The following is a 24,743-nucleotide window of genomic DNA, read 5'->3' as shown; positions in this document are numbered from 1 at the left end:
GATGATATTAGTGATATTGCAGGCCCGTTGTTCGTCCACGCGTTTGCCGCAAAAAGTGTTGAAACCTATCCTCGGCGTGCCGATGCTGGCCCATCAAATCGCCCGCGTCCAGCGGGCCACGCTGATCGATCGCCTGATCGTTGCCACCAGCTCCGATAGCAGCGACGAGCCGCTGCAGCGCTTGTGCGGGCAGTTGCGGGTCGAGTGTTTCCGGGGCAGTTTGAACGACGTCCTCGACCGCTACTACCAGGCGGCGTTGCCGTTGCGGCCAGAACATGTGGTGCGGCTGACCGGTGACTGCCCGTTAAGCGACCCGGAGGTGATTGACAAGGTGATCCGGGCCCACCTCGACAGCGGCGCTGACTATACGAGCAATGCCGTGTTGCCGAGCTATCCCGATGGCCTGGATGTGGAGGTGTTCAAGTACGCGCTGCTGCGCCAGGCCTGGCGCGAGGCGAGCCTGCCGTCCCAGCGCGAGCACGTTACCTTGTTTATGCACGGCCAGCCCGAACGCTTCCACGTCGAGCACGTGCGCGGCGAGGCGGATCTATCCCATTTGCGCTGGACCGTCGACAACCCCGAGGATTTCGAACTGGTGCAGCAGATTTACGCGGCCTTATATCCGGCCAAGCCGCGGTTCGACAGCGCCGACGTCCTGGCCCTGCTGGCGCGACGCCCCGGCCTGGTGGACCTTAACCGGCATATCGACCGCAACGAAGGTTTGAAGAAATCGCTGGGCGCCGACTAGCGCCAAGGGCTTTCCCCATTTTAGACACGTCTACTCTAGTAAGGGATATACAAGAATGAGCACCCGTTATCAGAAATCCGAGCAACTGCTTGAGCGCGCGGAAAAAGTTATCCCGCTGGGGAGTCAGACTTTCAGCAAGAGCAAGACGCAATTTCCATTTGGCGTGTCGCCCTATTTCATCAGCCGCGGCAAAGGCAGCCGCGTATGGGACGAGGACGGCAACGAGTACGTGGACTATATCAACAGCCTGGCCGCCATCACCCTGGGCTATAACGACCCGGACGTGACGGACGCGGTACGAGCGCAATTGGAAGACGGCGTCATTTTTTCGCTGCCGCACCGGCTGGAAATGGAAGTGGCCGAGTTGCTAGTGGAGATGGTGCCGTGCGCCGAAAAGGTGCGCTTTGGCAAGAACGGCTCCGACGCCACGGCTGGCGCGATCCGCGTGTCGCGCGCGTTCACCGGGCGCGACCGGGTCGCCATCTGCGGCTATCACGGTTGGCAGGATTGGTACATCGGCACTACCGCCCGTTCCCTCGGGGTGCCGCGGGCGGTCAAGGACCTGAGCCACACCTTCCCCTACAATGATTTGCCGGCCTTGGCCGCGCTGCTGGAGCAACACCGCGGCGAATTCGCCGCGATCATCCTGGAGCCGATGAACGTGGTGTTCCCGGCGCCCGGTTACCTGGAGGGCGTGCGCGAGCTGGCCACCCGGCACGGTGCGGTGCTGGTGTTCGACGAAACCATCACCGGCTTTCGCTATGCCAACGGCGGCGCCCAGCAATTGTTCGGCGTGACGCCGGACTTGGCCACTTTCGGCAAGGGCATGGCGAATGGTTACCCGGTGTCGGCGGTCGCCGGACGCGCCGATATCATGAAGTTGATGGAAGAGATTTTCTTTTCGTTCACCTTTGGCGGTGAAACGCTGTCGCTGGCGGCCGCCGGCGCGACGATGCGCAAATTGAAGCGCGAGCCGGTGGTACAGACGATGACGGCAACCGGAACCTGCCTGCTCGGCGAGGTGACGGCCTTGATCGAGCGGCACCAGCTGGGAGAATGGCTGGGTTGCGCCGGCCATCCGACCTGGAGTTTCCTGACGCTCAAGGACGCCCCGCATTGCTCGATGTGGGATATGAAGACGCTGTTGATGCAGGAATTGTTGGCGCGCGGGGTGCTGTGGTTCGGCACCCACAACATCAGTTACGCGCACACCGAGCAGGACGTGCACACCCTGGTCCATGCCTACGATGCCATTTTCCCCATGCTGGGGCAGGCCATCAGGACGGGGCGGCCGGGCGACTTCCTGCGCTGCGAACCGCTCAAGCCGCTGTTCAAGCTGCGCTAGGGCGGACCCGTTGGCAACTATCATCAAGGTCGCGATCCGGGCCGACGCTTCCGCGCAAATCGGCACCGGCCACGTGATGCGCTGCCTGACGCTGGCCAACGAGATTCACAGGCTGGGCGCGCAAGTGTATTTCCTGTCCCGTGATTTGCCGGCGCACTTGGCGCAGGCGCTGCGGCAAAGCGGCCACACGTTGCTGCCGCTTGCCGCCGCCACGCCCGTCGCCAGCGACGAGCCGGCTCACGCCGCCTGGCTCGGCACGTCGTGGCAGCGCGACGCTGAAGCGTGCGCGGCTGTTTTGGCGCCGCTTGGCGACGTCGCTTGGCTGGTGCTCGACCAATACGCGCTCGACGCGCGCTGGGAGTCGGCGCTCCGGCCGGCGGTAGGGAGGATACTCGTCATCGACGACCTGGCCGACCGCGCGCACGATTGCGACATCTTGCTTGACCAAAATTTCTATGTCGACCAGGCCGCCCGTTACGAGGGTAAGACCGCGCCCGGTACGGCGCTGCTGCTCGGTTCGCACTACGCCTTGTTGCGTCCCGAGTTCGGACGCATCAGGGCCGCCGCCGACTTGGCCGGCGTGGCGCCGGGGGCGCCGCGCCGGCTGAATATCTGCTTCGGCGGCGCCGACGCCGGCGGCGAAACGCTGAAGGTCGTGCGTGCCCTCGATGGCCGCTTCGCCGCAGCGGACCTGCTGGTCGATATCGTCGTTGGGCCGAGCAATCCGCACCAGGCGGCGATCCGCGACTGGGCGCGCAGGCGCCCCTACCTCCAGGTCCATCTCGCGCCGTCGGGCCTGGCCGGGCTCATGGCCGCGGCCGACATCGGTATTGGCGCGGCCGGCTCGATGAGTTGGGAGCGGGCCTGTGTGGGATTGCCGTCGATCGCCATCGCCGTCGCGGAGAACCAGTTCAGGCTGGGAGGCGACGCCGCCGCCGTCGGCATGCACGTGTTCCTTGGCCGCGCGCAAGACTTGGGCGAGGGCGAGTTGCTTGCCGCGTTCGATTTGCTCATCGCTAACGCTTACTTGCGCCAGGCATTTGTCGCCGCCGGCAAGAAGATGGTCGACGGCCAGGGCGCCGCCCGCGTCGCCCGGCGCCTGGTCGGGACGGACCTGGGTTTGCGCGCGGCGCAGCCGGAGGATTGCGCCGCGTTGTACCAGTGGCGCAACGCACCGGAGAACCGGCGCCACGCGCACCAGTCCGGCCAGATCGCCTATGCGGACCACCAGCGTTGGTTCGCCGACAGCCTGGACCGCGACGACCGTCACCTGCTCATCGGCTATGACGCGCACGGCCCGGTCGGCGTATTGCGCTACGATAAACATATCGGTAGTTGGCTGACTTCGATATACTTGGCGCCAGGTCGGCACGGAGCGGGCTTGGGGCGGAAGTTAATCGAGCAGGGTATTGAATGGATGCGCGCGCGACACGGCCCCCGCTGTCAAATTCAAGCGGAAATAAAAATGGATAACATCGCGTCGCAGCGAGTATTTATGCAAGCCGGTTATATCGCCAGTTTCACCACTTATACAATAGTCGCATAGGATTTACCATGACCAAATCGGAGTTTGCAATTGCGGGTCGTCCAATTGGAACGGGGCAGGCCCCGTTTGTGATCGCCGAAATGTCGGGCAATCACAATCAATCGCTGGCCCGCGCCCTGGAGATCGTCGAGGCGGCGGCCCGGACTGGCGCGCATGCGATTAAAATTCAGACGTATACGCCGGATACGATGACGCTCGACTTGAACGAACGTGAGTTTCGCATTTCAGATCCGAACAGTTTGTGGTTTGGCCGCTCGTTATACGAGCTGTACGGTGAAGCGTTTACCCCGTGGGAATGGCACAAGCCTATATTCGAGCGCGCGCGCGCGCTCGGCATGATTCCGTTCAGCACGCCGTTTGACGCCAGTTCGGTTGATTTTTTGGAAACACTCGATGTCGCGGTGTATAAAATCGCCTCGTTTGAAAATACCGATTTGCCCCTGATCAGGAAGGTCGCGGCGACGGGCAAGCCGATGATTATCTCAACCGGCATGGCCAGCGTGGCCGAGATCGACGACACGGTACGCGCGGCCAGAGCGGCGGGCTGCACCGATTTGGTGCTGCTCAAGTGCACCAGCACCTATCCGGCGACGCCGGAAAACACGAATATCCTGTCAATTCCGCACATGCGCCAGTTGTTCGGCTGCGAGGTCGGCCTGTCCGACCACACCATGGGCATCGGCGTGTCGGTGGCCAGCGTCGCGCTGGGTGCCAGCGTGATTGAAAAGCATTTCACCCTGAGCCGGGCCGACGGCGGCGTCGATAGCGCGTTTTCCATGGAACCGGGCGAGATGGCGCAACTGGTGCTGGAAACCGAACGGGCCTGGCGGGCGCTGGGGGCGGTCAGCTATGGCGTCACCGACGCCGAGCGCAAATCCCTGCAGTTTCGGCGCTCGCTATATATCTGCCGCGACATGAAGGCCGGCGAGGTGCTGAGCGAACACAATCTGCGCGCCATCCGGCCGGGCCAGGGTCTGCCAACGAAGTACCAGGAAGTGGTGCTGGGGAAAACCGTCAAGCAAGACGTGGCCAGGGGCACCGCGTTGACGTGGCAGTTGCTCGCGTAATGGGCAAGCTCGCGGCGCCTCAACACCTGTGCGCCAGCCTGACCGACTGTTTTCGGCAGGGTGGGTTGGCGGGGGTCTTGCGGTTCGACGATCCGCTCGCCTGGCAAGCGGTGTGGGACGCGCTGCCTTTTCAGGCCGTGAACCGCAGCACACCGATGCTCGATTACCAGCACGCCTACCTGCGCAGCGGTGGCAAGGAAGTCGCCGACATGTCGATGACCTTGCTGAACGACGGCAAGCCGTGCGCGATTTGGCCGCTGACCTTGTCGTTCGGCGAGCACGGGAAAATGTGCGTCAGCTCGTACGGCGGCCCCGTCATGCCGCCCGAGTTCGCCGCCGGCACGCCGCCGCGCACGGTGAAAAAGCTCACCGCGCTGGCGCTGTCGCTGCTGGAGGGCTTTCACGGCACGGTAACGCGGGGCGACCTGCACAGTGAAGAGTTCGTGGTTCCGGACGGTGGCGCCGTCGGCCTGTCCGACTGGCACCAGCGCTGCATGCTGGGTGGCGCCGGCGTCACTCTTAAACATGATTTGTACGTTGACTTGTCGCTGCCGCTGGACCGTATACGCGCCAGTTTCCGCAAAAGCTACCGCTCCCTGATTACGGCCGGCTTGAAAGTCTGGGCCGTGAGCGTGGTCGAGCAGGGCTACGTGCAGGCGGCGACGTGGGACGAGTTTCGCACGCTGCATCGCCTGTCGGCCGGCAGGAATACCCGCAGCGACGCGTCCTGGACCTTACAGTATCAGATGCTGCTCGACGGCGGCGCTTTCCTGGTTTGTCTGCGCGACGCCAGCCCCGAGCGCCGCTTGGTCGGCGCTGGCTTCTTTCAAACCACCCGCGACGAGGGCTTGTATGCGGTGGCGGCGTATGACCGTTCGCTATTCGAGCTGCCCCTGGGGCATGTGGTCCAGCAGCGCGCGATCGAGGAAATGAAAAAGCGCGGCTTGCGCTGGTATCGGATCGGTGAACGCTATTACCCGTCGAATCTACCGGCGCCCACCAGCAAGGAATTGGCCATTTCCCTGTTTAAACAGGGATTCGCCACGCATCTGGCGCCGCGCTACGTCTTTCATATTCCCACGCGGCGCGCTGGCTAATCAAACGGCGCCGTGGCGCGCCCGCGCGGCGCGCACATTGTTGTTTGCGGATGACGCGTTTATTTCCATGCACATAGTTTGAAATATTTGATGAAAATTTTATTTGTTGAAAATAGGTATGCGACGTGGATCTTCGACGCGGTCGCGGCCCGCTTGCAAGCGGCGGGTCACGAGATCCATTGGCTGGTGCAAAATCCGGTATTTCGCCCGTCGAGCGGAACGGTACACCTGCTGCGCTTTCCCGGCCGGTCGGAAAAAACCGCGGACGCGTCGTTTGCCTGGCTGGCCGAGCTGGACCGCGGCGTGCGCTGGTTCGGCGGCGACGGCAGCCACTGGCAATGCTATAGCCGGCAAATCGACGCGGTCTTGGCGGCGCTCCAGCCGCGGGTGATCTTCGGCGAAGTGACCGAATTCCACGAGCTGCTAACGGTGGAACTGGCGAAGCGGCGGCGCATGCCGTTTTATCAGCCGACCTCCACCAGATACCCGGTTGGGCGGCTGCAGTTCCTCAGCTACGACACGATGGACCCGGTGTTTGGCGAAGACCTCGACCTGGCGCCGGCCCGGCTGGACGCCATGCTCGACGATATCGTCGAACGCAAGGTCAAACCAAGCTATATGGAGTCGAGCCAGCGCTCCTGGTGGGACGGCAAGCGCCTGGCCTGGTCGGACCGGGCGCGCATTCTGGGCGGCTGGATCCGCGGTGAGCGTTATGTGACGCCGTCACCGTTGCTGAAAATGCGGCTGCAGCGCCGCCATGCGGTGCAGTACCGGCGCTGGGAAAACCTGGCGCATCGGAGCTTGCCGGCCAGCTTGGCCGGCAAGCCATGGGTGTTACTGCCGTTGCAGATGCAGCCGGAGTCGAATATCGAGCTGTGGGGGCACCCGTGGAGCGACCAAGTGGCGTTGGTGCGCCGCGCCGCGCAGGCCTTGCACGGCATGGGCGCGGTCTTGGTGGTGAAGCCGAACCCGAAATCGAAGTACGAGCTGAGCGAAGCGTTGTGCGAGGTGGTAGAGAGCTGCGCCAATATCGTGGCGATCTCCCACACCACGCCGATGAAGGCGGTATTCGCGTCGGCGCCGCTGGTGATGACGGTGACCGGAACGGTGCTACTGGAGTGCGTTTTGGCCGGCAAGCCGGTGGCCAGCCTGGGCAGCCACGCGATGAGCCGGTACGCCGGGGTGAGCGCGCTGGCCGCGCCGGAATCGATTGCGGCGGTGCTGAGGGGCGTGCTCGACAATGTTGTCATGGGCGCCAGCGCGGTCGACGCCAAACAGTTGTTAAACTATTTACATAAGACGAGTTATCCGGCTGCCATGTGGGACCCGGTATCGCGTCCGGAAATGATGACCCGGGAAAATGTCGCTGGTCTTGTATCGGCGTTTGACGACGTGCTGCGCAAGATGCAATGAAAAGCCCGGCGCCGGGCGCTATCCGACTCTCCATGCCGCGTCTTATTAAGTGATGAAATAATATGAAGTTTATTAATAGGTTGCTCATCTCGGAAATTCCGAAGGATCTGGTTGGGCGCCCCGCCAAGCTGGTGGCGCTGTGCATCTATATGTCCGTGTATCTAAAGGACTTTGCCTCCGGTTTTCTGCCGCCTATCGTTTCCCTGGTTTTTCTGGCGCTGGGGGGCGGCGTCGGGACCGTGCTGGTCCTGGCTAAAATCCGCCGCAAGGCGCCGGTAAACCAAGCCTCGCTGAACGTGGCGGTCTGTTGCATCGCCGCCTGGTGTGTATCGATGGCGGTGACGCGCACCTGGAACGCCAGCAATTATTATATCGCCATCGTCGCCGCCTTTGTCGTGGTGAATACCGCGCCGCGCTTTTTCCTGAAATTGTTGGTATTTCACTTTGTCGCTTCGGTCGCCATCCAGGGAATGGAATTTATCACCGGCGATTATTTTTTCGTCTATAAGGCGGCCGACGGCGACCTGTTGAATGAAGAATTGTTCGGCGGGGGCATGGCGATTCTCCGCACCAAAGGCATGTTCCAGGGACCGTTGAGCGCGGTCGCGTTTGGCCTGTGGATGGCTTTTATTTTCAGGGGCAGCGCGCTGTTCGCCTTTGGACTCTTGCTTTCCGCGTATTTCGCCACCGGCCGCCTGGGTATGTCGGCCGGCGCCGTACTGTTGCTCTACCGCTTCTTCGTGAAACGCAACGACACCGGGAAGATCAAGATCCTGCTTTCCCTGCTGGGGGTCGCGGCGATTGCCTATGCCTTGTTCAAGGTGATCGACGCCGACCGGCTCGACTTCATTTCTGCCGCCTTCAACCTGGGCAACGACCAGAATGTGTCGCGCGTGTATTTTTGGCAAAAGTCCCTGATATATTATTTGAATTACTCTTCGCTTGAAATGATTTTCGGTAATTTCGGCTTTATCGGCGTACGCGAGGGCGGCACCGAGAACGATTTCCTGCGCATCGCCCTCGACAACGGCGCGGTCTGTCTGGTGATCTATCTGAGCGCCATCCTGTTGCTATTGTTTTCGAGGCCGCGCCGCGATGGCGCCAGCGCCGAAATCAAATTCATGATGTTGATGATCATTGCGCTGATGAATATCTTCCCGTATATCCAGTCGCTGTCGTCGACGCTGCTATTTTGGATTTTCATGTTTATCTATCTGAAGGTTGGTTCCGCCGCCGCCGCGCTGGCGCCGGCGCCGACGCCGACGCGGAAAAAGGTCAAGAAATTCAGAAAAACCGCTGCACCATCGACGCTCCAGGCGGTGTCGCCATGAAGCGGCGCATGTTGCGCCTGGAGCGCGCCCTGCTGGGCTTGGCGGTGTTCGCCTGGCCGCTCTCGGCGCTCGAGCACGCCGTCCGCCGCCTGCTGTGGTTATGGGGGCGCCTGCGTTTTGGCGCGGCGGTGCGGCACCGCGGCCTCGGCTGCGTGTGCCACTGGGCGGTCGACTTGAAGTATCCGGAAAACATCTTCCTGGGCGAGCGCGTCATCATCGGGGTGAACGCCTCGCTGGGCGCGCACAGCCCGATCCGGCTGGGTGACGACGTCCACCTGTCGCGCGACGTGCACCTGGAAACCGCCGGTCTGGACTTCGACGGCAAGTCGCCGCCGTTCCAACACCTGTCGAAGCCGATCAACATCGCCCGCGGCGTGTGGATCGGCAGCCGCGCCACGATATTGGGCGGGGTCAGCATTGGCGAGTACGCGGTGATCGCCGCCGGGGCCGTGGTCAGCAAGGATGTGCCGGCCTTCACCGTGGTGGCTGGGGTGCCGGCCAGGATCATCAAAGTAATCAATCAGGATAGTGGAGGAACATCGTGCTAGCAAGAAAACTGCGACGCTTGCGTATCGTGCTAGGGGATTCCCGCTGGTGGCCTTTCTATGTGCAACGGCGCTTCATGCATCCGGCCCTGCGCGCCAGGCTGGGCGGCATGCTGGTAAAGGCCAGGCCGCAGCGGCGCGAGACGACGACGCCGCCGGCTCTGCTGGCCAGGCACGTCGACGCCTTGAACACGGCCGGAATTTCCCATCTTGGGGCCTTGCTCAGCGCGGCGCAGGCGGCTGAATTGCGCGACTATTTTTCCAAGTTGCCGGTGTTCGACGACTACCGCCCGCAGACCCCGCCGTTCCTGCCGCACGGCGCCGGTCGCCACCCGGACAGCCATGTCGCCCACCATACCGCGCGCGACATCGCGATGGCGCCGTATCTATGGCAACTGGCGAACGATCCGCTGTTGCTCGACGTTGCCAGCCGCTTCCTGGGCTGCCAGGCCAGCATCGGCTACCTTGCCGCGTGGTGGAGCTACCACACCGCCGCCGGCGCCCAGCAGGCCGAACATTTTCACCGCGACGTCGACGACTGGCGTTTTCTGAAGCTGTTTGTCTACCTGACCGACGTCGGAGACGACAACGGCCCGCACATCTATGTCGCGCATTCGTCGACCAGCCCGAAGTTGGCGGAAATTCGCCGCTTCGACGACGCCGAGGTACTGGCGCAGTTCGGTGGCGCCAACGTGTTGCGCCTGACCGGCGTGGCCGGTGGCGCGTTTTTCGAGAACACCTTCGGCATTCACAAGGGCCAGCCGGTGCAACAGGGCATGCGCCTGATCTTCCAGGTGGTATATAGCGTATTTCCGCTGCCTTATGGTCCGAAGGCGCCGGTGCTCAAGCGCAGCGAATTGCCGGCCGCCGCGCGCGGCGCCGACGCCTGGGTCAACCGCCTGTACGTGGCGCAGGATGAATAGGAAAATTCGCCTGCTGCTGGGCGCGCTGTGTATCTTGCTGCTGCCGTCGCCGCTGGCGGCAAGGCTGTTGAACCTGCTGGGCCACCGCGTCTGCGCCACTTGCCGGTTCGGCTTCTCGGTGGTGCTCGTCGAACACCTGGCTATGCAAAGCGGCGCCAGAATCGGCCACTTGAACGCGCTGAAGATCCGCCGCCTGCTGATGCGCCAAGACGCTTATATCGGCAGGGCGAACTTCCTGCACGGGCCAATCGACGTCGTCCTCGCGCGCGACGCCGCGATCGGCAACACCAACAAGGTGGTGCGCGGTCCGGCCGGCGTGGTGGCGGTCGGGCGCGCCGAGTTGCGCCTCGGGCAGTTGGCGAAAATTACCGCCAACCATCGCGTGGATTGCACCAGGAGTGTGCGGATCGGCGCGTTTTCGACGCTGGCGGGCGTCGGCAGCCAAGTCTGGACCCACGGTTACGTCCATGAGATGGAGGGGGCCGGGCGCTACCGGATTGACGGCGCCGTATTGATCGAAAATAATGTCTACATCGGTGCCGCGTGTGTCATCAGCATGGGCGTACGCATCGCCGCCGGTGTGATCGTCGGCGCCGGTACGACGGTGGCGCGCGACCTCGACGAGCCCGGCCTATACGTGTCCTCGGCCATCCGCCAGTTGCCGCGCCCGGCCGCGCCCGGCGGCCGCGGCGATTTGCTGGCGGCGACCGACGCGCGCCTGTGCGAGCGCGTCTACATGAAGGTGTAGCCCTTGCAGATGAAGAGAATTTTCCAGACCGTGCTGTACCTGGTCAGTTTCGGCTTTGCCCGCGGCACCCTGTTCGTCGCCCCGATCATCCTCGCCAATAGCCTGTCGTCGCGCGACTATGGCGCACTCGAATGGGCCCACGCCGCCGCCTCGCTGGGCGCCACCGTCGTCGCGCTGGGCACTGCCTCGGCCATGCCGCTGGTGGCCCTGAAACGCACCGCGCAGGGCAGCCAGCGGGGCATCCTCTGCCACCATCTCGGCGTCGCCGCCGCCTGCGTCGGCATGGCGCTGGCGGCCGGCTTGGCCGGCGCCGGCCGGGCGCCGGCGATGGCCGCGTTGCTCACCGCGGCCATCGCGCTGCAGGTGCTGTGGAGCGTGCACCTGAAGTCGCATGGCCGCGGCGAGGCGTCGCTCATGCTCGATTCCTGCATGTTTACGCTGGTAGCGGCGGTGGCCTTGGCGGCCAAATGGTGGCAGTGGCAAGACGTGCTGGGTTGCGTGTTGTATGCCCTGGCCGCGTATGTCGCCTGCCTGGCCGCGGTCACCGGCGCCGCCGTGCTGGGCCGTGCGCGCGCCGGCGAGGCGCCGGCGTACCGGGCCACGCTGCGCCTGGGCCTGCCCTTGATGTTGGGGGCGCTGGTGACGATCGCCGCCACTACCTCGGGCCGGCTGCTGATCGCCTACTTGGGCGGGGCCCTGTTGACGGCCGACTACGCCGTGCTGGCCAGGGCGGCGGCGCTGCCGATTATCGCGCATCAAGTGGTGCTGGTGGCGAAATTTCGGAAGTTGTACGAGTTACCGGACCGGGAAATGGAAAAGGTGGTCTTGCTGATCCTGTCCCTGGTGACCGCCTCGGTGCTGGTGTTCTGGTCGCTCAGCCCGTATCTGGGCTGGATGCTGGGCGGCGCCTTCGTCCGCACCTTTTCCACCCACTCCGCGGCGGCCGTGCCGATACTGGTGCAAGCCATATTATGGTCGGCCATCTCGCTCAACGACACCGTCAACATCCGCCAGCAGACAATGTTGAAAGTCTTGCCCGCCAGCGCGCTGGCGCTGCTGCTCGCGGTCCCGGCGGCCGTTGTCCTGGTGCAGTTCCTCGGCGTGAGCCTGCTGCGTTTCGTCTACGTACATGGCGCCGTCATGTTACTGTTTTATCTGGCCCAGGTCGGCGCCATGGTCGGCTCCGGCATCCGCCTGTGGCGGCCGTGGGGCTTTGCCGTGGCCGCGTATGTGCTGTTGACCGGCCTGGCCGCTTGGCTATACCGCTGATCCGTTCCGCATTCTTTTATTGGTTGAGTTATGTTGAAAGTTGTGCATTTAGGAAAGTATTATCCGCCCGATTCCGGCGGCATCGAAAGCGTCACGGAAACGCTGGTCGAAGGCACCTACGCGCATGGGTACGCGTCGACGGTCATTTGTTTTGATAAGGGCAAGCTGGGCAGTACGCGCTGCAAGGGCGGCGAGGTGGTGCGCCTGCCGATCGATAAGATGTTGAACGCCCAACCGCTGGGGTGGGCGTATTTGTGGCGCGGCATCCGGGCCGCGCGCAAGGCCGATATCGTCCACGTGCATACACCTAATTTGCTGGCGTCGCTGGCGACGTTGTTCATCGGCTCGAAGCCGAAGCTGTTGGTGCATTGGCACAGCGACATCGTCGGCAAGGGCATGATGGGGCATGTCGTGCGGCCCCTGGAAAACCTGATGCTCAGGCGCGCCGACGTGGTGCTGGCGACGTCCCAGCGCTATGCCGACGGCTCGGCCGCGCTGCGGCGCTTCGCCGGCAAGGTCAGCGTGGTGCCCCTGGGCGTGCCGGAGCCGCGGACCGAAGCGCCGCCGCAGCCTTTGAGCGAGCGCCTCAATCTGTTCATCGGCGGCCGGCGGCTGGTGTTGAGCGTGGGCCGCCTGACCGCCTATAAGGGGTTTTCGGTTCTGGTGGAGGCGGCGCGGAGCCTGCCCTCCGACGTCGCGGTGGTGATCGCCGGCGGCGGCGAGTTGATGCCGGCGCTGGCCCGGCAAATCGCCGAGCGCGGGCTGGGCCAGCGGATTTTGCTGGCGGGCCGGGTATCGGACCAGGAATTGCGCGCGCTGTATCTGGACGCGCAGGTGTTCTGCCTGCCGTCGATCCATCGCTCGGAGGCCTTTGGCGTGGTCTTGCTGGAGGCGATGGCGTACGGCGTGCCGATCGTGGCGACTGACATTGCCGGCTCCGGCGTGCCATGGGTCAACGCCGACGGCGTCAGCGGTTTGAACGCCGCATCCGGCTCGCCGGCCGCGCTGGCACGGGCCTGCTGCCAGATACTGGCCAGCCCCGAGTTGCGCACGCGCCTGGCCAATGGCGCGCGCAATCGCTATGAACGGCATTTCACCGACAAGTCCTTTGCCCAAGAAGTTGCAAATATTTACACGAAAATGCTGTAGCGGGACGCCGCGCCGCAGTCGCCCCTTTCTTGGGGGGATTTCTAGAGGGGAAAATCAAACAAGGCCGGAAAAGGCCGCCTGTTCCGCCGATGGCGGCGCCGGCGGCGCCGCCATAATGATACTTGTCCCGTCCGTTTTCGCGCGCCTTGCGCCCCGGACTCCACCGGAGTAACAGATGGCCGAAGACAGCGACGCCGAAAAGACCGAACCCGCGTCAGCCAAGCGCATCGAGCAGGCGCGCGAGGAGGGCGACGTGCCGCGCTCGCGCGAGGTGGCGACGTTTACGGTGCTGATGGCGTCCGGCTGCTGCCTGTGGTTCGCCGGCGAGGGCGTGGTGCGGCGCCTGACGGCGGTGCTGGTGGCCGGCCTGAACCTGGACCGCGAGCAAATCTTCAACCCCGACGCGCTGTTTACCCGCATCTTCAACGACGCCGTCGGCGTCATGCTGTCCTGCCTGCCGCTGGGCGTGGCGGTGATGGCGGTGGCGCTGGCCTCGCCGCTGCTGGTGGGCGGCTGGCTGTTCAGCGGCAAGGCCTTCATGCCGAAGTTCGGCAAGCTCAACCCGATCAAGGGCATCGGCAACATGATCTCGGTCAACGCGCTGGTCGAATTGCTCAAGGCGGTCGCCAAGACCATCGTCGTCGGCGTTGTCGCCTGGATGGTCATGCAGCACCAGAAGGACGCCGTGCTGGCCTTGGCGGTCGAGCCGCTGCGCGCCGGCAGCGCCCACCTGGTGAGCCTGTTGATCACCGCCTTCATGCTCATCGTCGGCGCGCTCGGCCTGATCGCCGCCATCGACGGCCCCTACCAGGTGTGGCACTACGCCCACAAGATGAGGATGACGCGCCAGGAAGTGACGCAGGAGAACAAGGAATCGGACGGCAATCCGCAGATCAAGGCGAAGATCCGCCAGATGCAGCACGAAATGTCGCGCCGGCGCATGATGGCGGCGGTGCCGGGCGCCGACGTGGTGGTGACCAACCCGACCCACTACGCGGTGGCGCTGAAGTACGGCGACGATTCGCGCGGCGCGCCGCAGGTGGTGGCCAAGGGCAGCGACGAGGTCGCCGCCAGGATCCGCGAGCTGGCCAGGGAGAACCACGTCGCCATCCTGGAGGCGCCGGCGTTGGCGCGCGCGCTGCACAAGCACACCGACATCGGCGACGAGATCCCCGAGGCGCTGTACGCGGCCGTGGCCGAGGTGCTGGCCTACGTGTTCCAGCTGCGCGCCTTCGACAAGGGCGCCGGGGCGCGGCCGGAGCGCCCCGGCCGGCTGCCGGTGCCGCCCGAGCTGGACCCTTTGAGCCCGGCCTCGCAGCCATCCCCCGACACGCCTAACGGAGCGACCCCATGAACAGCATCAGAATGCCGGCCTGGTTGAGCGGCCTGGGCGCCAGCGCCAGCCGCGGCGTGGCCGCGCCTATCATCATCATCATGCTGTTGGCGATGATGGTGCTGCCGCTGCCGGCCTTCATCCTCGACATCTTTTTCAGCTTCAACATCGCGCTGTCGATCATCGTCCTGCTGACCGCGCTGTACACGGTCAAGCCGCTCGACTTCATGGCCTTCCCGACCATTTTGCTGGTGAGCACGATGCTGCGCCTGTCGCTCAACGTCGCCTCGACCCGGGTCGTGCTGACCGAGGGCCACACCGGCGCGGCGGCGGCCGGCAAGGTGATCGAGGCCTTCGGCCACTTCCTCATCGGCGGCAACTACACGGTCGGTATCGTGGTCTTCATCATCTTGACGATCATTAACTTCACCGTCGTCACCAAGGGCGCCGGGCGCATCGCCGAAGTCGGCGCGCGCTTCGCGCTCGACGCCATGCCCGGCAAGCAGATGGCCATCGACGCCGACCTGAACGCCGGCCTGATCGCCGAGGCCGAGGCGCGCCGCCGCCGCACCGAGGTGGCGCAGGAGGCCGAGTTCTACGGCGCCATGGACGGCGCCAGCAAATACGTGCGCGGCGACGCCGTGGCCGGCATCATGGTCACCGTCATCAACATCGTCGGCGGCCTGCTGGTCGGCCTGCTGCAGCACGACCTGCCGTTCGCCGAGGCGCTCAAGACCTACACGCTGCTGGCCATCGGCGACGGCCTGGTCGCGCAGATCCCCTCGCTGATCATCTCGACGGCGGCCGGTATCGTGGTCTCGCGCGTGGCCAGCGACCAGGACATCGGTACCCAGCTGGTGGGCCAGTTGTTCGCCAAGCCGCAGGTGCTCTACATCACCGCCGGCATCATCGGCGGCATGGGCCTGATCCCGGGCATGCCCAATATGGTGTTCCTGCTGCTGGCCGGCGTCATGGCCGGCACCGCCTACCTGATCAGCAAACGCCGCGCCGAGGCCGCCGACGCGGCGCCGGCCGAGGCGCCGCCGCCGGCCACCGCGCCGGAGCAGGAGGAGGCCAGTTGGCAGGACATCATGCCGGTCGACACCCTCGGGCTCGAGGTCGGCTACCGCCTGATCCCGCTGGTCGACAAGACCCAGGGCGGCGAGCTGCTCAAGCGCATCAAGGGCATCCGCAAGAAATTCGCCCAGGAGGTCGGCTTCCTGGCGCCGCCGGTGCACATCCGCGACAACCTGGAATTGAAGCCGGCCGCCTACCGCATCACGCTCAAGGGCGTCGAGGTCGGCGCCGGCGAGGCCTTCAACGGCCAGTTCCTGGCGATCAACCCGGGCATGGCCAGCGGCACCCTGCCCGGCGTGGCCACCAGCGACCCGGCCTTCGGCCTGCCGGCCACCTGGATCGAGGCCGGCCTGCGCGACCAGGCCCAGGCGATGGGTTACACCGTCGTCGACGCCGGCACGGTGGTGGCGACCCATTTGAACCACCTGATCACCTCGCACGCCTCGGAGCTGCTCGGCCGCGCCGAGGTGCAGTCGCTGCTCGACCACCTGGGCAAGGACGCGCCCAAGCTGGTCGAGGATTTGGTGCCGAAGATGGTGTCCTTGTCGACCTTGCAAAAAGTGCTGCAAAACCTGCTGGTCGAGGGCGTGCACATCCGCGACATGCGCTCGATCATCGAAACCCTGGCCGAGCACGCCGTGCACATCCAGGACCCGGCCGACCTGACGGCGCTGGTGCGGGTGGCGCTGGGCCGGGCCATCGTGCAGCAACTGTTCCCCGGCGCCGGCGAGCTGTCGGTGATGACCCTGGACAACCGCCTGGAGCGCCTGTTGATGCAGGCGCTGGGTTCCGGCGGCGCCGACGGCGCCGGCATCGAGCCGGGTCTGGCCGACACCATCGCCCAGCAGGCCGGGCTGGCGGCGCAGCAGCAGGAGGCGCTGGGCCTGACGCCGGTGCTGCTGGTGCCGGGGCCGCTGCGCGCGCTGCTGTCGCGCTTCCTGCGCCGCGCGCTGCCGCAGCTGAAGGTGCTGTCGCACTCGGAAATCCCGGAAACCAAGACCATTCGGGTGACCAGCCTGGTAGGCGCGCAATAGCGTTGCCGCCGCCGTTCGCCCGCCCGCCCGCTCGCCGCCGCCGGAAAAATGAAATACGGCCTGTTTCCCGTCCTGCTCCTTCGATCGTTTCCAGGGTGCATCGTTAATAATGGACCTGTCCGAGTAAGCTGCGTCTCATGTGGAAGACGCGATGCCCGGGCAACAGGGAGTCGATGATGGCCATACACAACCATGCCGCACGCCGGCAAGCGCGCCCAAGCCACATACCGGGGGAGCGGCCATGAACGTCAAAAAATTCACCGCGCCGACTTCGCGCGATGCGCTGCGCAAGGTGCGCGAGGCGCTCGGCCCCGACGCCGTGATCCTGTCCAACCGCCAGCTCGACGGCGAGGTCGAGATCCTGGCGCTGGCCAGCGACGACGCCGCCTCGCTGGCCGAGCCCAGCGGCGAAATGGCGCCGCGGCCGTACGCGCAGTCGCAGCCGCCGGCCAGGCCGGCGGCGCCGTTCCAGGCGCAGCCTCAGCCGCAGGCCCGCCCGGCGCCGCGCCAGGCCGCCGCGCCGGCCGCGCCGGCCGACGACGCCCGCGACATGGCGCGCATGTCGCAGCTGATGGCCTCGGCCATCGCCCACGCCAAGGATAGCGCCGCCGCCGAGATGAGCGGCATGATGGACGAGATCCGCGCCATGCGCGGCATGCTCGAGAGCCAGCTCAGCGAAATGTCGTGGAGTTCGACCCAGCAGCGCGAGCCGCACAAGACCGAGGTGCTGCGGGCGATGCTGGCGGCCGGCTTTTCGGCGACGCTGGCGCGCTACCTGGTCGAGAAACTGCCGGCCGGGCGCGGCGGCGCCGACAGCCTGCGCTGGATCCAGACGGTGCTGGCGAAAAACCTCAACGCCATGGCCGACGAGGACGCGATGCTCGAGCAGGGCGGCGTGTTCGCGCTGGTCGGCCCGACCGGGGTCGGCAAGACCACCAGCACCGCCAAGCTGGCGGCGCGCTGCGTGATGCGCCACGGCCCGGAAAAGCTGGCCTTGATCACCACCGACGCCTACCGTATCGGCGCCCACGAGCAGCTGCGCATCTACGGCAAGATCCTCGGCGTGATGGTGCACTCGGTCAAGGACGAGGCCGACCTGCGCATCGCCCTGAAGGAGTTGCGCAACAAGCACACGGTGCTGATCGACACCGTCGGCGTCAGCCAGCGCGACCAGATGGTCACCGAACAGGTGGCGATGCTGCAGGGCGCCGGCGCCGACGTCAAGCGCCTGTTGTGTCTGAACGCCACCGCCACCGGCGAGACGCTGCAGGAAGTGGTGCGGGCCTACCAGGGCAGCGGCCTGGCCGGCTGCATCATCACCAAACTCGACGAGGCGGCCTCGATCGGCAACGTGCTCGACGTCGTGATCCGCCAGAAGCTGCGCCTGTTCTACGTCTCCAACGGCCAGCGCGTGCCGGAAGACCTGCACCTGGCCGACCGCGGCTACCTGATCGACCGCGCGTTCAAGCTGCAACGCGCCGGCGCGCCGTCGCAATACCAGGACGCCGAGCTGCCGCTGCTGATGGCGCAGGCCGGCGCCGCCCGCAACGAGCGTTCGCTCAGCGGGGTGCACCTTGGCTAATTTCGACTTCGACCAGGCCGAAGGCCTGCGGCGCATGCTGGCCGGGCCCAAGCCGCGCATCGTCACGGTGCTGTCGGCCACGCCGCGGGACGACAAGGGCGCCATGCTGGTGAACCTGGGCGCCTCGCTGGCGCGCGCCGGCAACGACGTGCTGCTGGTCGACGCCTGCGCCGGCGAGCGCGGCGTCGGCGAGCGCCTCGGCGTGGCCGGCGGCGCCAGCCTGCTCGACGTGGCGCGCCAGCGCTGCGCGCTGAACCAGGTGATCCACCAGGTGCCGCAGGGCTTCGGCGTGGTCACGCTGGCGCCGCGCGGCGTCGCCGCGGTGGCCGCCGACGAGGCGCGCCGGCTGGCCAAGGCCTTCGACGTGCTGGTCAAGCAGACCGGCATCGTCATCGTCGACGGCGAGTATGGTGAAGATGGCGAGGAGGGCTTCCCGCTGCCGGCCATGGCCAGCGCCGACATCGTGGTGCAGGTCTCGAACAGCGCCACCTCGATCAAGGCGGCCTATTGCATGATCAAGCGCCTGAACCACGCGTTCGGCCGGCGCCCGTTTGGAATTCTTGTCACCGGGGCTTCCGAAACCGAGGCAAAGGTGGTATACGATAATATGGCTCAGGCGGCCAGCCGTTATTTGGCGTTGAACCTGACCTCGATGGGCTCGGTGCCGGCCGACGAATACCTGCACCGCGCCGCGCGGCTGGGACGCGCGGTCGTCGACGCCTTCCCCTTGGCCGGGGCATCGGTCGCGTTCCGCCAGCTGGCCGGGCGCTTCGCCCTGTCGGCCGGGCCGTCACCCTACCGCGCGGGGGGGCAACCATTTTAGCGCCTAACAAACAATAAGCTGCCTATGTATACGGTTAAAGGGAAAGCGGACAAGAACCAATTGCTGACGGAGCACATCCCGTTGGTGAAGCGTCTGGCCCACCACATGAAGGCCAAACTGCCGCCCTCGGTCGAGGTCGACGACCTGGTCCAGGCCGGCATGATAGGCCTGCTCGACGCCATCAACCGCTACGAGGAAACCCACGGCGCCCAGTTCGAGACCTACGCGGTGCTGCGCATCCGCGGCGCCATGCTCGACGAGCTGCGCAGCAGCGACTGGCTGCCGCGCAGCATGCGCCAGAACATGCGCAAGATCGAGGTGGCGATGAGCACGCTGCAGCAGCGCCTCGGCCACCCGCCCACCGAGTCCGAGGTGGCGCAGCTGCTGAAGATGTCGCTGCACGACTACCAGGAGATGCTGGGCGACGGCGGCGGCCACCAGTTGCTGTACTACGAGGATTTCCACGACCCCGACGGCGGCAACGACAGCTTCCTCGACCGCCACAGCGTCGACGAGGACGGCGACCCGTTGCGCTCGCTGCTCGACACCGACTTCCGGCAATGCGTGATCGACGCCATCGACGCGCTGCCGCCACGCGAGAAAATGCTCATGGGCCTGTATTACGAGGAAGAATTGAACCTGAAGGAAATCGGGGCGGTGATGGGCGTGTCCGAATCGCGCGTCTCGCAGCTGCACACCCAGGCCGTCGCGCGCCTGCGCGCATCGTTAAGGGAGCAGGCGTGGACTGGGCCAGCGTAGCCGGGGTGGTGCTGGCGCTGGCCGGCGTCATCGTCGGCCAGGGGCTGGAGGGCGGCAAGTTCGCCTCGCTGCTACAGCCGGCCGCGTTCGCCATCGTGGTGGTCGGCACGCTCGGCGCGGTGCTGCTGCAAACGCGCATGCGCGCCTTCGTGCGCGGCATCGAGATGACGCGCTGGGTGTTCCTGCCGCCGCTCGACGGACGCGCCGCGCTGGCGCGCCAGATCAGCCAGTGGAACCAGTCGGCGCGGCGCGACGGCCCGCTGTCGCTGGAGCGCCACATGGAGGCCAGCGGCGACCAGCTGGTCGTCAAGGGCTTGCGCATGATCGTCGACGGCATCCACCCCGACAAGCTGCGCCAGTTGCTCGACGTCGAGATCAGCGCCTACGAGGTGGCCGAGCGCCAGGCGGTGCGGATCTGGGAGTCGGCGGCCGGCTACTCGCCCACCATCGGCATCCTCGGCGCCGTGCTCGGCCTGATCCACGTGATGGAAAACCTGACCGACCCGGCCAAGCTGGGCGGCGGCATCGCCGTGGCGTTCGTCTCGACCATCTACGGCGTCGGCCTGGCCAACCTGTTCTTCTACCCGGTGGCCAACAAGCTCAAGGCGATCGTCTCGCTGCGCGTGGTGCAGTACGAAATCGTCGCCGCCGTGTTCTACGACATCGCCAGCGGCGACCACACGCGCATCATCGAAGAGCGCGTCGCCAGCCTGCTGCGGGAGTACTGAGATGCAGATGCGGCGCGCGCGCAGGAAATTCGACGACGAGCCGGAGAACCACGAGCGCTGGCTGATCTCGTACGCCGACTTCATCACCTTGTTGTTCGCCTTTTTCGTCGTCATGTACGCGCTGTCGCTGGCCAACGAGGGCAAGTACCGGGTTTTCTCGGACGCCATCGGCGAAGCGCTCGGCCTGCGCCGCGGCGCGCCGCCCATCGTGCTGGAGGCGCCGCAGGCGATACCGCTGCCGAACCCGATGATCAAAAAGCGCGCCGAGGCGCTCAAGCGCGAGCGCGAGAACATGACGCGGCTGGCCAACGACCTGCTATCGACGCTGGCGCCGCTGGTCAAGGAGGGCAAGGTGCGGGTGACGCAGAACAGCCGCGGCGTCAGCGTCGAAATCAACGCCAGCGTGCTGTTCGACCCGGGCGAGGCGCGCCTGACGGCCGAATCGGACCAGGCCCTGCGGGCGGTCGCGGTGCTGCTCAAGGACGACCCGCACGCGGTGCAGGTCGAAGGCCATACCGACAACCAGCCAATCCGCAACCCCAGCTTCCCGTCCAACTGGGAATTGTCGGCGGTGCGCGCCAGCGCGGTGGTGCGCCTGTTCATCGAAGCGGGCGTGGCGCCGGCGCGGCTGACCGCGGTGGGCCACGGCGCCAACCTGCCGGTGGCGCCGAACGACGGCGCCGACGGGCGCGCGCGCAACCGCCGCGTCGCCGTCACCATCCTGTCGGCGCTGCCCGACACCGTCACCGAACTGCCGACCACGGCGGCGCCGGCGCCGGCGCCATAAAAAAAACCGGGGACAGACCACGTTTTTCGAGAAAGTTTCTCGAAAAACGTGGTCTGTCCCCGGTTTGCTTGTCGCGGTTTGGGTGTCGGCTGGACTAGCCGATGACCAGGCGGCGGCTGGCCGCGCCGGCGGTGGTTTGGCCGCTGGGGCCGTAGAAGTTGCCGCCCTGGGCGGCCGGGCGCATGCTGTTGAGCGCGCCCTGGGTGTGCGCCAGCTGTTTGTTGACCAGCATGCCGTTCAGGCGGTTGCGCTCCTTGGCCGCGCGCGTCAAGGCCAGCAGCGCCGACCACTGCGCGGTTGCGCCGGCGTCGCCGCATCCGGCCAGCCAGGCCGCCATGCCTTCCTCCTTCGGCGCGAAGCCGGCCGCCGCCAAGGCGTCGTGGCGCAGCTTGGCGCAGGCCGCCAGTTGCGCCACCAGCGCGCCTTTGCGCGCCGTCAGCGCGGTCAATTCGTCGATTTCCGCCGCCACCAGGCTGTCTTGCTCGCGCTGCATCAATTCAAACAGCGCGTCCATCAGTTCGCGTTCTTCGCGCAGCGTGCTCAAGGGGGAGGCGGATTGCATGGCTGATACCTATCTTTTACGTGAATGCAGCAAGTCCCTGACTGTTTCCAGCAGACCGTCCGCGACTTTTTCGGAATTGACCTGGAACTGGCCGTCGGCGATGGCCAGCTTGATGCGTTCTACTTTCTTGGTGTCGAACACGGCGCTGTTGCCGGCCGCGCTGGCGGCCAGCGCCTGGCCCTGCGGCGACAGGCGCACCTTGTCCGACGTGTCGGTGTTAACGCTGGCCTTTTCGGCGCCGCGCGCACTGGAAGTGGCTGCCGGCGTCACCGGCAGGCCGGGGGTGCTCTTCATGGTATCGGTAATTTTCACAGCATCATCCTCGTCTGGTCGGAGCTTGGAACTCCGGGATATGTGTTCTTTATCGGCGCCCGCAGCGGAAACTTTAGCCCTGGCGCCGCCAATCAGCATATCTCTTTGCCAAGACGTTTAAAACGCCACTTCGACCAGGCCGCCGGCCCTGGCCACGCCGCTGATTTGCTGGCCCGCCGTGGTGCGTACCTGCACCACCTGGCCGTCGCTGGCGTTGTTGATCGCGCGCGCCTCGGCCGAGACGCGGAAGCCGGCGCCGCTCGACACCAGCCGCACCAGTTGCCCCTGCTGTACCACGTTACCGCTGCGCAGCATGTCGAGGCGCAGCGGCGTGCCGGCCGCCAGCGAGACGGTGGCGCTGCGCCCGAGCACCTGCGCCATGTCGGTGGCGATGCCGGCCGGCAGCGCGGCGAGGTCGCCGCGCAGGATCACCAGTTGTTCGGCGACGATGGGCTGGCCCTGCGCCAGCGGCAGCGCGCTGGCGATGTAGCCGGCCTGCACCGCCACCGTCGCCTGGATATAGATGGTCCACGGCGTCGGCGCGGTGCAGCGCAGCCCGACCGTGGTCTTGCCCCAGGCCCGTGCGCCCGGCGCCATGAACGCCTGCGGCGCCGGGCAGGCGGCCAGGTTCAGGCGCGCGTCGAGCGGGCCGACCGTGACCGTGACCTGGCCGGGCAGGCCGGCCGTTTGCAGTTGCAGGAATTGCGCCACGCTCTGGCGCAGCGCCTCCGGCTCTTGGCGCGCGCCGGCCTGGGCGGCGGCGCCGGCGGCACAGCACAGCAGGGCGGCGAACAGTGGAATGCGGCGTGGCAGAGTGAAAGCGTATGGCATGGTATGGACCCCCGGAATGGTTAGATGATAGGCCGGGCGGGGCCGGACGAAACCCCGAGCAAGACCGCAAACAGCGGTCTGATCAAGCGATGGCGGCGGCGCCGCCGGCCGTATCATCGATCCTGTCACCACCATATCGCCCACCCCGGACGGAAGTGGCCGATCTCTTGCGGAGCTAGAAATGATAGGCAAACTCGACGCTTACTTGGGCTTTCACGAAACGGCGCTGAACCTGCGTGCGAACCGCCAGCAAGTGCTGGCGTCGAACATCGCCAACGCCGACACGCCGAACTACAAGGCGCGCGACCTCGACTTCGCCGCCGCGCTCAAGGGCGCGCTGGGCCAGGGCGGGGCGGGGCCGGCGCTGGCGGCCACTGCGGCGCGGCATTTCCCCACGGCGGCGGCGGGCGGCGCCGCCGCCGGCGCGCTGCAGTACCGCACGCCGGCCCAGGGCGCGGTCGACGGCAATACCGTCGACATGGACGTCGAGCGCAACCAGTTCGCCGACAACGCCGTCCGCTACGAGGCCAGCATCACATTAATCAACGCCCAGATCAAGGAAATGATGACGGCGATACAAGGAGCGCAATAACCATGTCCCTCTTTCATATCTTCAGCGTTTCCGGCTCGGCCATGAGCGCCCAGGCGCAGCGCCTCAACGCCACCGCCAGCAACCTGGCCAACGTCGACAGCGCCACCAGCGCCAGCGGCCAGGCCTACCGCGCCAAGCAGGTGGTGTTCGAGGCGGTGCCGCTGGCCGGCGGCGCCACCGCCGTCAAGGTGCGCGAGGTGATCGAGGACCCGTCGCCGCTGAAGATGGTGTTCGATCCGAAGCACCCGCTGGCCGACGACAAGGGCTATGTGGCGATGCCGAACGTCAACCCGGTCGACGAGATGGTCAACATGCTGTCGGCCTCGCGCTCCTACCAGACCAATGTGGAAACCATGAACGCGGCCAAGACGCTGTTGTTGAAAACCTTAACGATCGGCCAGTAGGCCGCGGAGAAGCAAACATGACTACTATTGACACCGGCTACGGCGATTTGATGGCCGCCGTGAACCCGAAGTCGGCCAAGGCGCCGGCCGCCGGCACGGTCGAGGCCGAAACCAATAAGTTCCTGACGCTGCTGGTGACGCAGTTGAAGAACCAGGATCCGATGAACCCGCTCGACAACGCCCAGTTGACCAGCCAGCTGGCGCAGTTGTCGACCGTCACCGGCGTCAACAAACTCAACGCCACGGTGGAGTCGCTCAAGGCCAGTTACCAGTCGAACGAGTCGCTGCAGGCGGCCAACCTGATCGGCCACGGCGTACTGGTCGACGGCAACGCCATCAACCTGATGAAAAGCGCCGCCATCCTCGGCGTCGACTTCGGCTCCGAAGTAGACAGCGTCAAGGTGGTGATCCGCACCGCCGGCGGCAAGGAGGTCAAGACCATGGAAATGGGGCCGCAGGCGGTCGGCACGGTGCCGCTGGCCTGGGACGGCAAGGTCGAGGACGACGGCACCGGCAAGCCCGGCGTGGCGCCCGACGGCAAATACGTCTTCGAAGTGGTGGCCATGCGCGGCGGCGAAAAAGTCGGCGACGCCAAGGCGCTGCAATTCGGCTCGGTCGCCAGCGTCTCGACCAGCGCCAAGGGGGTGCTGCTGAACGTGCCCTCGGTCGGCAGCGTCGGCCTGGCCGATATCAAACAAATTCTGTAACCGCGGCATCCCACCCATTACCAGGAGAATT

At 65.8% G+C, this 24,743-nt stretch carries 25 protein-coding genes; 22 read left to right on the top strand and 3 right to left on the bottom strand.

Features of this window, described 5'->3' with window-relative positions; genetic code table 11:
* Nucleotide 1: 1 nt before the first annotated feature.
* The 19 genes from ACFDR9_RS08620 (at nucleotide 2) to motD (ending at nucleotide 21,304) form a co-directional block, all read left to right on the top strand.
* Nucleotides 2-748 (top strand): cytidylyltransferase domain-containing protein, encoded by a 747-nt coding sequence (locus ACFDR9_RS08620; protein WP_026133400.1) that lies wholly within the window; start codon nucleotides 2-4, stop codon nucleotides 746-748.
* Nucleotides 749-803: 55 nt separating this feature from the next.
* Nucleotides 804-2,093 carry an aminotransferase class III-fold pyridoxal phosphate-dependent enzyme gene (locus tag ACFDR9_RS08615; RefSeq protein ID WP_409030739.1) on the top strand — a complete coding sequence of 430 codons (1,290 nt, stop codon included), beginning with the start codon at nucleotides 804-806 and terminating at the stop codon, nucleotides 2,091-2,093.
* Nucleotides 1,987-3,639, top strand: a complete 1,653-nt coding sequence (gene pseG / locus ACFDR9_RS08610) for a UDP-2,4-diacetamido-2,4,6-trideoxy-beta-L-altropyranose hydrolase (RefSeq protein WP_409030738.1) — start codon at nucleotides 1,987-1,989, stop codon at nucleotides 3,637-3,639. Before ACFDR9_RS08615 ends, pseG begins: the two co-directional genes overlap by 107 nt.
* Nucleotides 3,640-3,647: 8 nt before the next feature.
* A complete protein-coding gene (pseI, locus tag ACFDR9_RS08605; RefSeq protein ID WP_026133402.1) occupies nucleotides 3,648-4,706 on the top strand; it encodes a pseudaminic acid synthase in 1,059 nt (352 codons plus the stop codon).
* Nucleotides 4,706-5,803 carry a FemAB family protein gene (locus ACFDR9_RS08600; RefSeq protein ID WP_081611959.1) on the top strand — a complete coding sequence of 366 codons (1,098 nt, stop codon included), beginning with the start codon at nucleotides 4,706-4,708 and terminating at the stop codon, nucleotides 5,801-5,803. Before pseI ends, ACFDR9_RS08600 begins: the two co-directional genes overlap by 1 nt.
* 90 nt (nucleotides 5,804-5,893) lie before the next feature.
* A complete protein-coding gene (locus tag ACFDR9_RS08595) occupies nucleotides 5,894-7,216 on the top strand; it encodes a hypothetical protein (RefSeq protein ID WP_157406845.1) in 1,323 nt (440 codons plus the stop codon).
* A gap of 62 nt (nucleotides 7,217-7,278) precedes the next feature.
* Nucleotides 7,279-8,547, top strand: a complete 1,269-nt coding sequence (locus ACFDR9_RS08590; protein ID WP_409030737.1) for a hypothetical protein — start codon at nucleotides 7,279-7,281, stop codon at nucleotides 8,545-8,547.
* Nucleotides 8,544-9,095, top strand: a complete 552-nt coding sequence (locus ACFDR9_RS08585; RefSeq protein WP_017878893.1) for a DapH/DapD/GlmU-related protein — start codon at nucleotides 8,544-8,546, stop codon at nucleotides 9,093-9,095. Before ACFDR9_RS08590 ends, ACFDR9_RS08585 begins: the two co-directional genes overlap by 4 nt.
* A 74-nt stretch (nucleotides 9,096-9,169) precedes the next feature.
* Complete coding sequence (locus tag ACFDR9_RS08580) at nucleotides 9,170-10,015, top strand: hypothetical protein (RefSeq protein ID WP_017878894.1); 846 nt, start codon at nucleotides 9,170-9,172, stop codon at nucleotides 10,013-10,015.
* Complete coding sequence (locus tag ACFDR9_RS08575; protein ID WP_327075974.1) at nucleotides 10,008-10,763, top strand: hypothetical protein; 756 nt, start codon at nucleotides 10,008-10,010, stop codon at nucleotides 10,761-10,763. Before ACFDR9_RS08580 ends, ACFDR9_RS08575 begins: the two co-directional genes overlap by 8 nt.
* Nucleotides 10,764-10,766: 3 nt before the next feature.
* Entirely contained in the window at nucleotides 10,767-12,032 is a 1,266-nt protein-coding gene (locus tag ACFDR9_RS08570) for a hypothetical protein (RefSeq protein ID WP_327075975.1), read from the top strand.
* A gap of 42 nt (nucleotides 12,033-12,074) precedes the next feature.
* Entirely contained in the window at nucleotides 12,075-13,181 is a 1,107-nt protein-coding gene (locus tag ACFDR9_RS08565) for a glycosyltransferase (RefSeq protein ID WP_198292049.1), read from the top strand.
* Nucleotides 13,182-13,356: 175 nt separating this feature from the next.
* Nucleotides 13,357-14,535 (top strand): flagellar biosynthesis protein FlhB, encoded by a 1,179-nt coding sequence (gene flhB / locus ACFDR9_RS08560; RefSeq protein WP_409030736.1) that lies wholly within the window; start codon nucleotides 13,357-13,359, stop codon nucleotides 14,533-14,535.
* Nucleotides 14,532-16,625: a flagellar biosynthesis protein FlhA gene (gene flhA / locus ACFDR9_RS08555; protein WP_017878899.1), complete on the top strand. Its 2,094-nt coding sequence runs from the start codon at nucleotides 14,532-14,534 to the stop codon at nucleotides 16,623-16,625. The genes flhB and flhA overlap by 4 nt, the downstream gene beginning before the upstream one ends.
* A gap of 241 nt (nucleotides 16,626-16,866) precedes the next feature.
* Nucleotides 16,867-18,207, top strand: coding sequence for a flagellar biosynthesis protein FlhF (gene flhF, locus ACFDR9_RS08550; RefSeq protein WP_327075976.1), 1,341 nt, complete (start codon nucleotides 16,867-16,869; stop codon nucleotides 18,205-18,207).
* Complete coding sequence (locus tag ACFDR9_RS08545; protein WP_327075977.1) at nucleotides 18,200-19,030, top strand: antiactivator of flagellar biosynthesis FleN protein; 831 nt, start codon at nucleotides 18,200-18,202, stop codon at nucleotides 19,028-19,030. Before flhF ends, ACFDR9_RS08545 begins: the two co-directional genes overlap by 8 nt.
* Nucleotides 19,031-19,054: 24 nt before the next feature.
* Nucleotides 19,055-19,789 (top strand): RNA polymerase sigma factor FliA, encoded by a 735-nt coding sequence (locus tag ACFDR9_RS08540; RefSeq protein ID WP_017878902.1) that lies wholly within the window; start codon nucleotides 19,055-19,057, stop codon nucleotides 19,787-19,789.
* Nucleotides 19,771-20,517, top strand: a complete 747-nt coding sequence (locus ACFDR9_RS08535; RefSeq protein WP_017878903.1) for a flagellar motor protein — start codon at nucleotides 19,771-19,773, stop codon at nucleotides 20,515-20,517. Before ACFDR9_RS08540 ends, ACFDR9_RS08535 begins: the two co-directional genes overlap by 19 nt.
* A gap of 1 nt (nucleotide 20,518) precedes the next feature.
* Entirely contained in the window at nucleotides 20,519-21,304 is a 786-nt protein-coding gene (gene motD, locus ACFDR9_RS08530) for a flagellar motor protein MotD (protein WP_026133404.1), read from the top strand.
* A 94-nt stretch (nucleotides 21,305-21,398) separates the two neighbouring features.
* Here motD and ACFDR9_RS08525 read toward each other — a convergent pair whose 3' ends face one another.
* The 3 genes from ACFDR9_RS08525 to flgA all read right to left on the bottom strand — a co-directional run bounded on the left by ACFDR9_RS08525 (nucleotide 21,399) and on the right by flgA (nucleotide 23,009).
* On the bottom strand, nucleotides 21,399-21,866 hold the full coding sequence (locus ACFDR9_RS08525; protein ID WP_026133405.1) for a flagella synthesis protein FlgN: 468 nt from the start codon (nucleotides 21,864-21,866) through the stop codon (nucleotides 21,399-21,401).
* A gap of 9 nt (nucleotides 21,867-21,875) precedes the next feature.
* Nucleotides 21,876-22,178, bottom strand: a complete 303-nt coding sequence (gene flgM, locus ACFDR9_RS08520; protein WP_409030735.1) for a flagellar biosynthesis anti-sigma factor FlgM — start codon at nucleotides 22,176-22,178, stop codon at nucleotides 21,876-21,878.
* A gap of 117 nt (nucleotides 22,179-22,295) precedes the next feature.
* Nucleotides 22,296-23,009 carry a flagellar basal body P-ring formation chaperone FlgA gene (flgA, locus tag ACFDR9_RS08515; protein ID WP_409030734.1) on the bottom strand — a complete coding sequence of 238 codons (714 nt, stop codon included), beginning with the start codon at nucleotides 23,007-23,009 and terminating at the stop codon, nucleotides 22,296-22,298.
* 181 nt (nucleotides 23,010-23,190) lie between these two features.
* Here flgA and flgB point away from each other — a divergent pair, with 181 nt between their 5' ends.
* Genes flgB through ACFDR9_RS08500 form a run of 3 tightly spaced genes read left to right on the top strand, consistent with a single transcriptional unit; the run spans nucleotide 23,191 to nucleotide 24,712 of the window.
* Nucleotides 23,191-23,601, top strand: a complete 411-nt coding sequence (flgB, locus tag ACFDR9_RS08510) for a flagellar basal body rod protein FlgB (RefSeq protein ID WP_017878908.1) — start codon at nucleotides 23,191-23,193, stop codon at nucleotides 23,599-23,601.
* A gap of 2 nt (nucleotides 23,602-23,603) precedes the next feature.
* Entirely contained in the window at nucleotides 23,604-24,005 is a 402-nt protein-coding gene (gene flgC / locus ACFDR9_RS08505) for a flagellar basal body rod protein FlgC (RefSeq protein WP_026133406.1), read from the top strand.
* Nucleotides 24,006-24,022: 17 nt separating this feature from the next.
* On the top strand, nucleotides 24,023-24,712 hold the full coding sequence (locus ACFDR9_RS08500) for a flagellar hook assembly protein FlgD (protein WP_026133407.1): 690 nt from the start codon (nucleotides 24,023-24,025) through the stop codon (nucleotides 24,710-24,712).
* Nucleotides 24,713-24,743 lie beyond the last annotated feature (31 nt).

Origin of the sequence: Janthinobacterium sp. CG_23.3 (assembly GCF_046115965.1) — a bacterium.
Classification (GTDB): Bacteria; Pseudomonadota; Gammaproteobacteria; order Burkholderiales; family Burkholderiaceae_D; genus Janthinobacterium.
The sequence above is the reverse complement of the archived record's forward strand: the minus strand, read 5'-3'. Positions and strand labels throughout refer to the sequence as shown.

Coding starts and splice junctions, on each gene's coding strand:
- ACFDR9_RS08620 (WP_026133400.1), top strand. CDS start 2: ATGATATTAGTGATATTGCAGGCCCGTTGTTCGTCCACGCGTTTGCCG.
- ACFDR9_RS08615 (WP_409030739.1), top strand. CDS start 804: ATGAGCACCCGTTATCAGAAATCCGAGCAACTGCTTGAGCGCGCGGAA.
- pseG (WP_409030738.1), top strand. CDS start 1,987: ATGCCTACGATGCCATTTTCCCCATGCTGGGGCAGGCCATCAGGACGG.
- pseI (WP_026133402.1), top strand. CDS start 3,648: ATGACCAAATCGGAGTTTGCAATTGCGGGTCGTCCAATTGGAACGGGG.
- ACFDR9_RS08600 (WP_081611959.1), top strand. CDS start 4,706: ATGGGCAAGCTCGCGGCGCCTCAACACCTGTGCGCCAGCCTGACCGAC.
- ACFDR9_RS08595 (WP_157406845.1), top strand. CDS start 5,894: ATGAAAATTTTATTTGTTGAAAATAGGTATGCGACGTGGATCTTCGAC.
- ACFDR9_RS08590 (WP_409030737.1), top strand. CDS start 7,279: ATGAAGTTTATTAATAGGTTGCTCATCTCGGAAATTCCGAAGGATCTG.
- ACFDR9_RS08585 (WP_017878893.1), top strand. CDS start 8,544: ATGAAGCGGCGCATGTTGCGCCTGGAGCGCGCCCTGCTGGGCTTGGCG.
- ACFDR9_RS08580 (WP_017878894.1), top strand. CDS start 9,170: ATGCATCCGGCCCTGCGCGCCAGGCTGGGCGGCATGCTGGTAAAGGCC.
- ACFDR9_RS08575 (WP_327075974.1), top strand. CDS start 10,008: ATGAATAGGAAAATTCGCCTGCTGCTGGGCGCGCTGTGTATCTTGCTG.
- flhB (WP_409030736.1), top strand. CDS start 13,357: ATGGCCGAAGACAGCGACGCCGAAAAGACCGAACCCGCGTCAGCCAAG.
- flhA (WP_017878899.1), top strand. CDS start 14,532: ATGAACAGCATCAGAATGCCGGCCTGGTTGAGCGGCCTGGGCGCCAGC.
- flhF (WP_327075976.1), top strand. CDS start 16,867: ATGAACGTCAAAAAATTCACCGCGCCGACTTCGCGCGATGCGCTGCGC.
- ACFDR9_RS08540 (WP_017878902.1), top strand. CDS start 19,055: ATGTATACGGTTAAAGGGAAAGCGGACAAGAACCAATTGCTGACGGAG.
- motD (WP_026133404.1), top strand. CDS start 20,519: ATGCAGATGCGGCGCGCGCGCAGGAAATTCGACGACGAGCCGGAGAAC.
- ACFDR9_RS08525 (WP_026133405.1), bottom strand. CDS start 21,866: ATGCAATCCGCCTCCCCCTTGAGCACGCTGCGCGAAGAACGCGAACTG.
- flgA (WP_409030734.1), bottom strand. CDS start 23,009: ATGCCATACGCTTTCACTCTGCCACGCCGCATTCCACTGTTCGCCGCC.
- flgB (WP_017878908.1), top strand. CDS start 23,191: ATGATAGGCAAACTCGACGCTTACTTGGGCTTTCACGAAACGGCGCTG.
- flgC (WP_026133406.1), top strand. CDS start 23,604: ATGTCCCTCTTTCATATCTTCAGCGTTTCCGGCTCGGCCATGAGCGCC.
- ACFDR9_RS08500 (WP_026133407.1), top strand. CDS start 24,023: ATGACTACTATTGACACCGGCTACGGCGATTTGATGGCCGCCGTGAAC.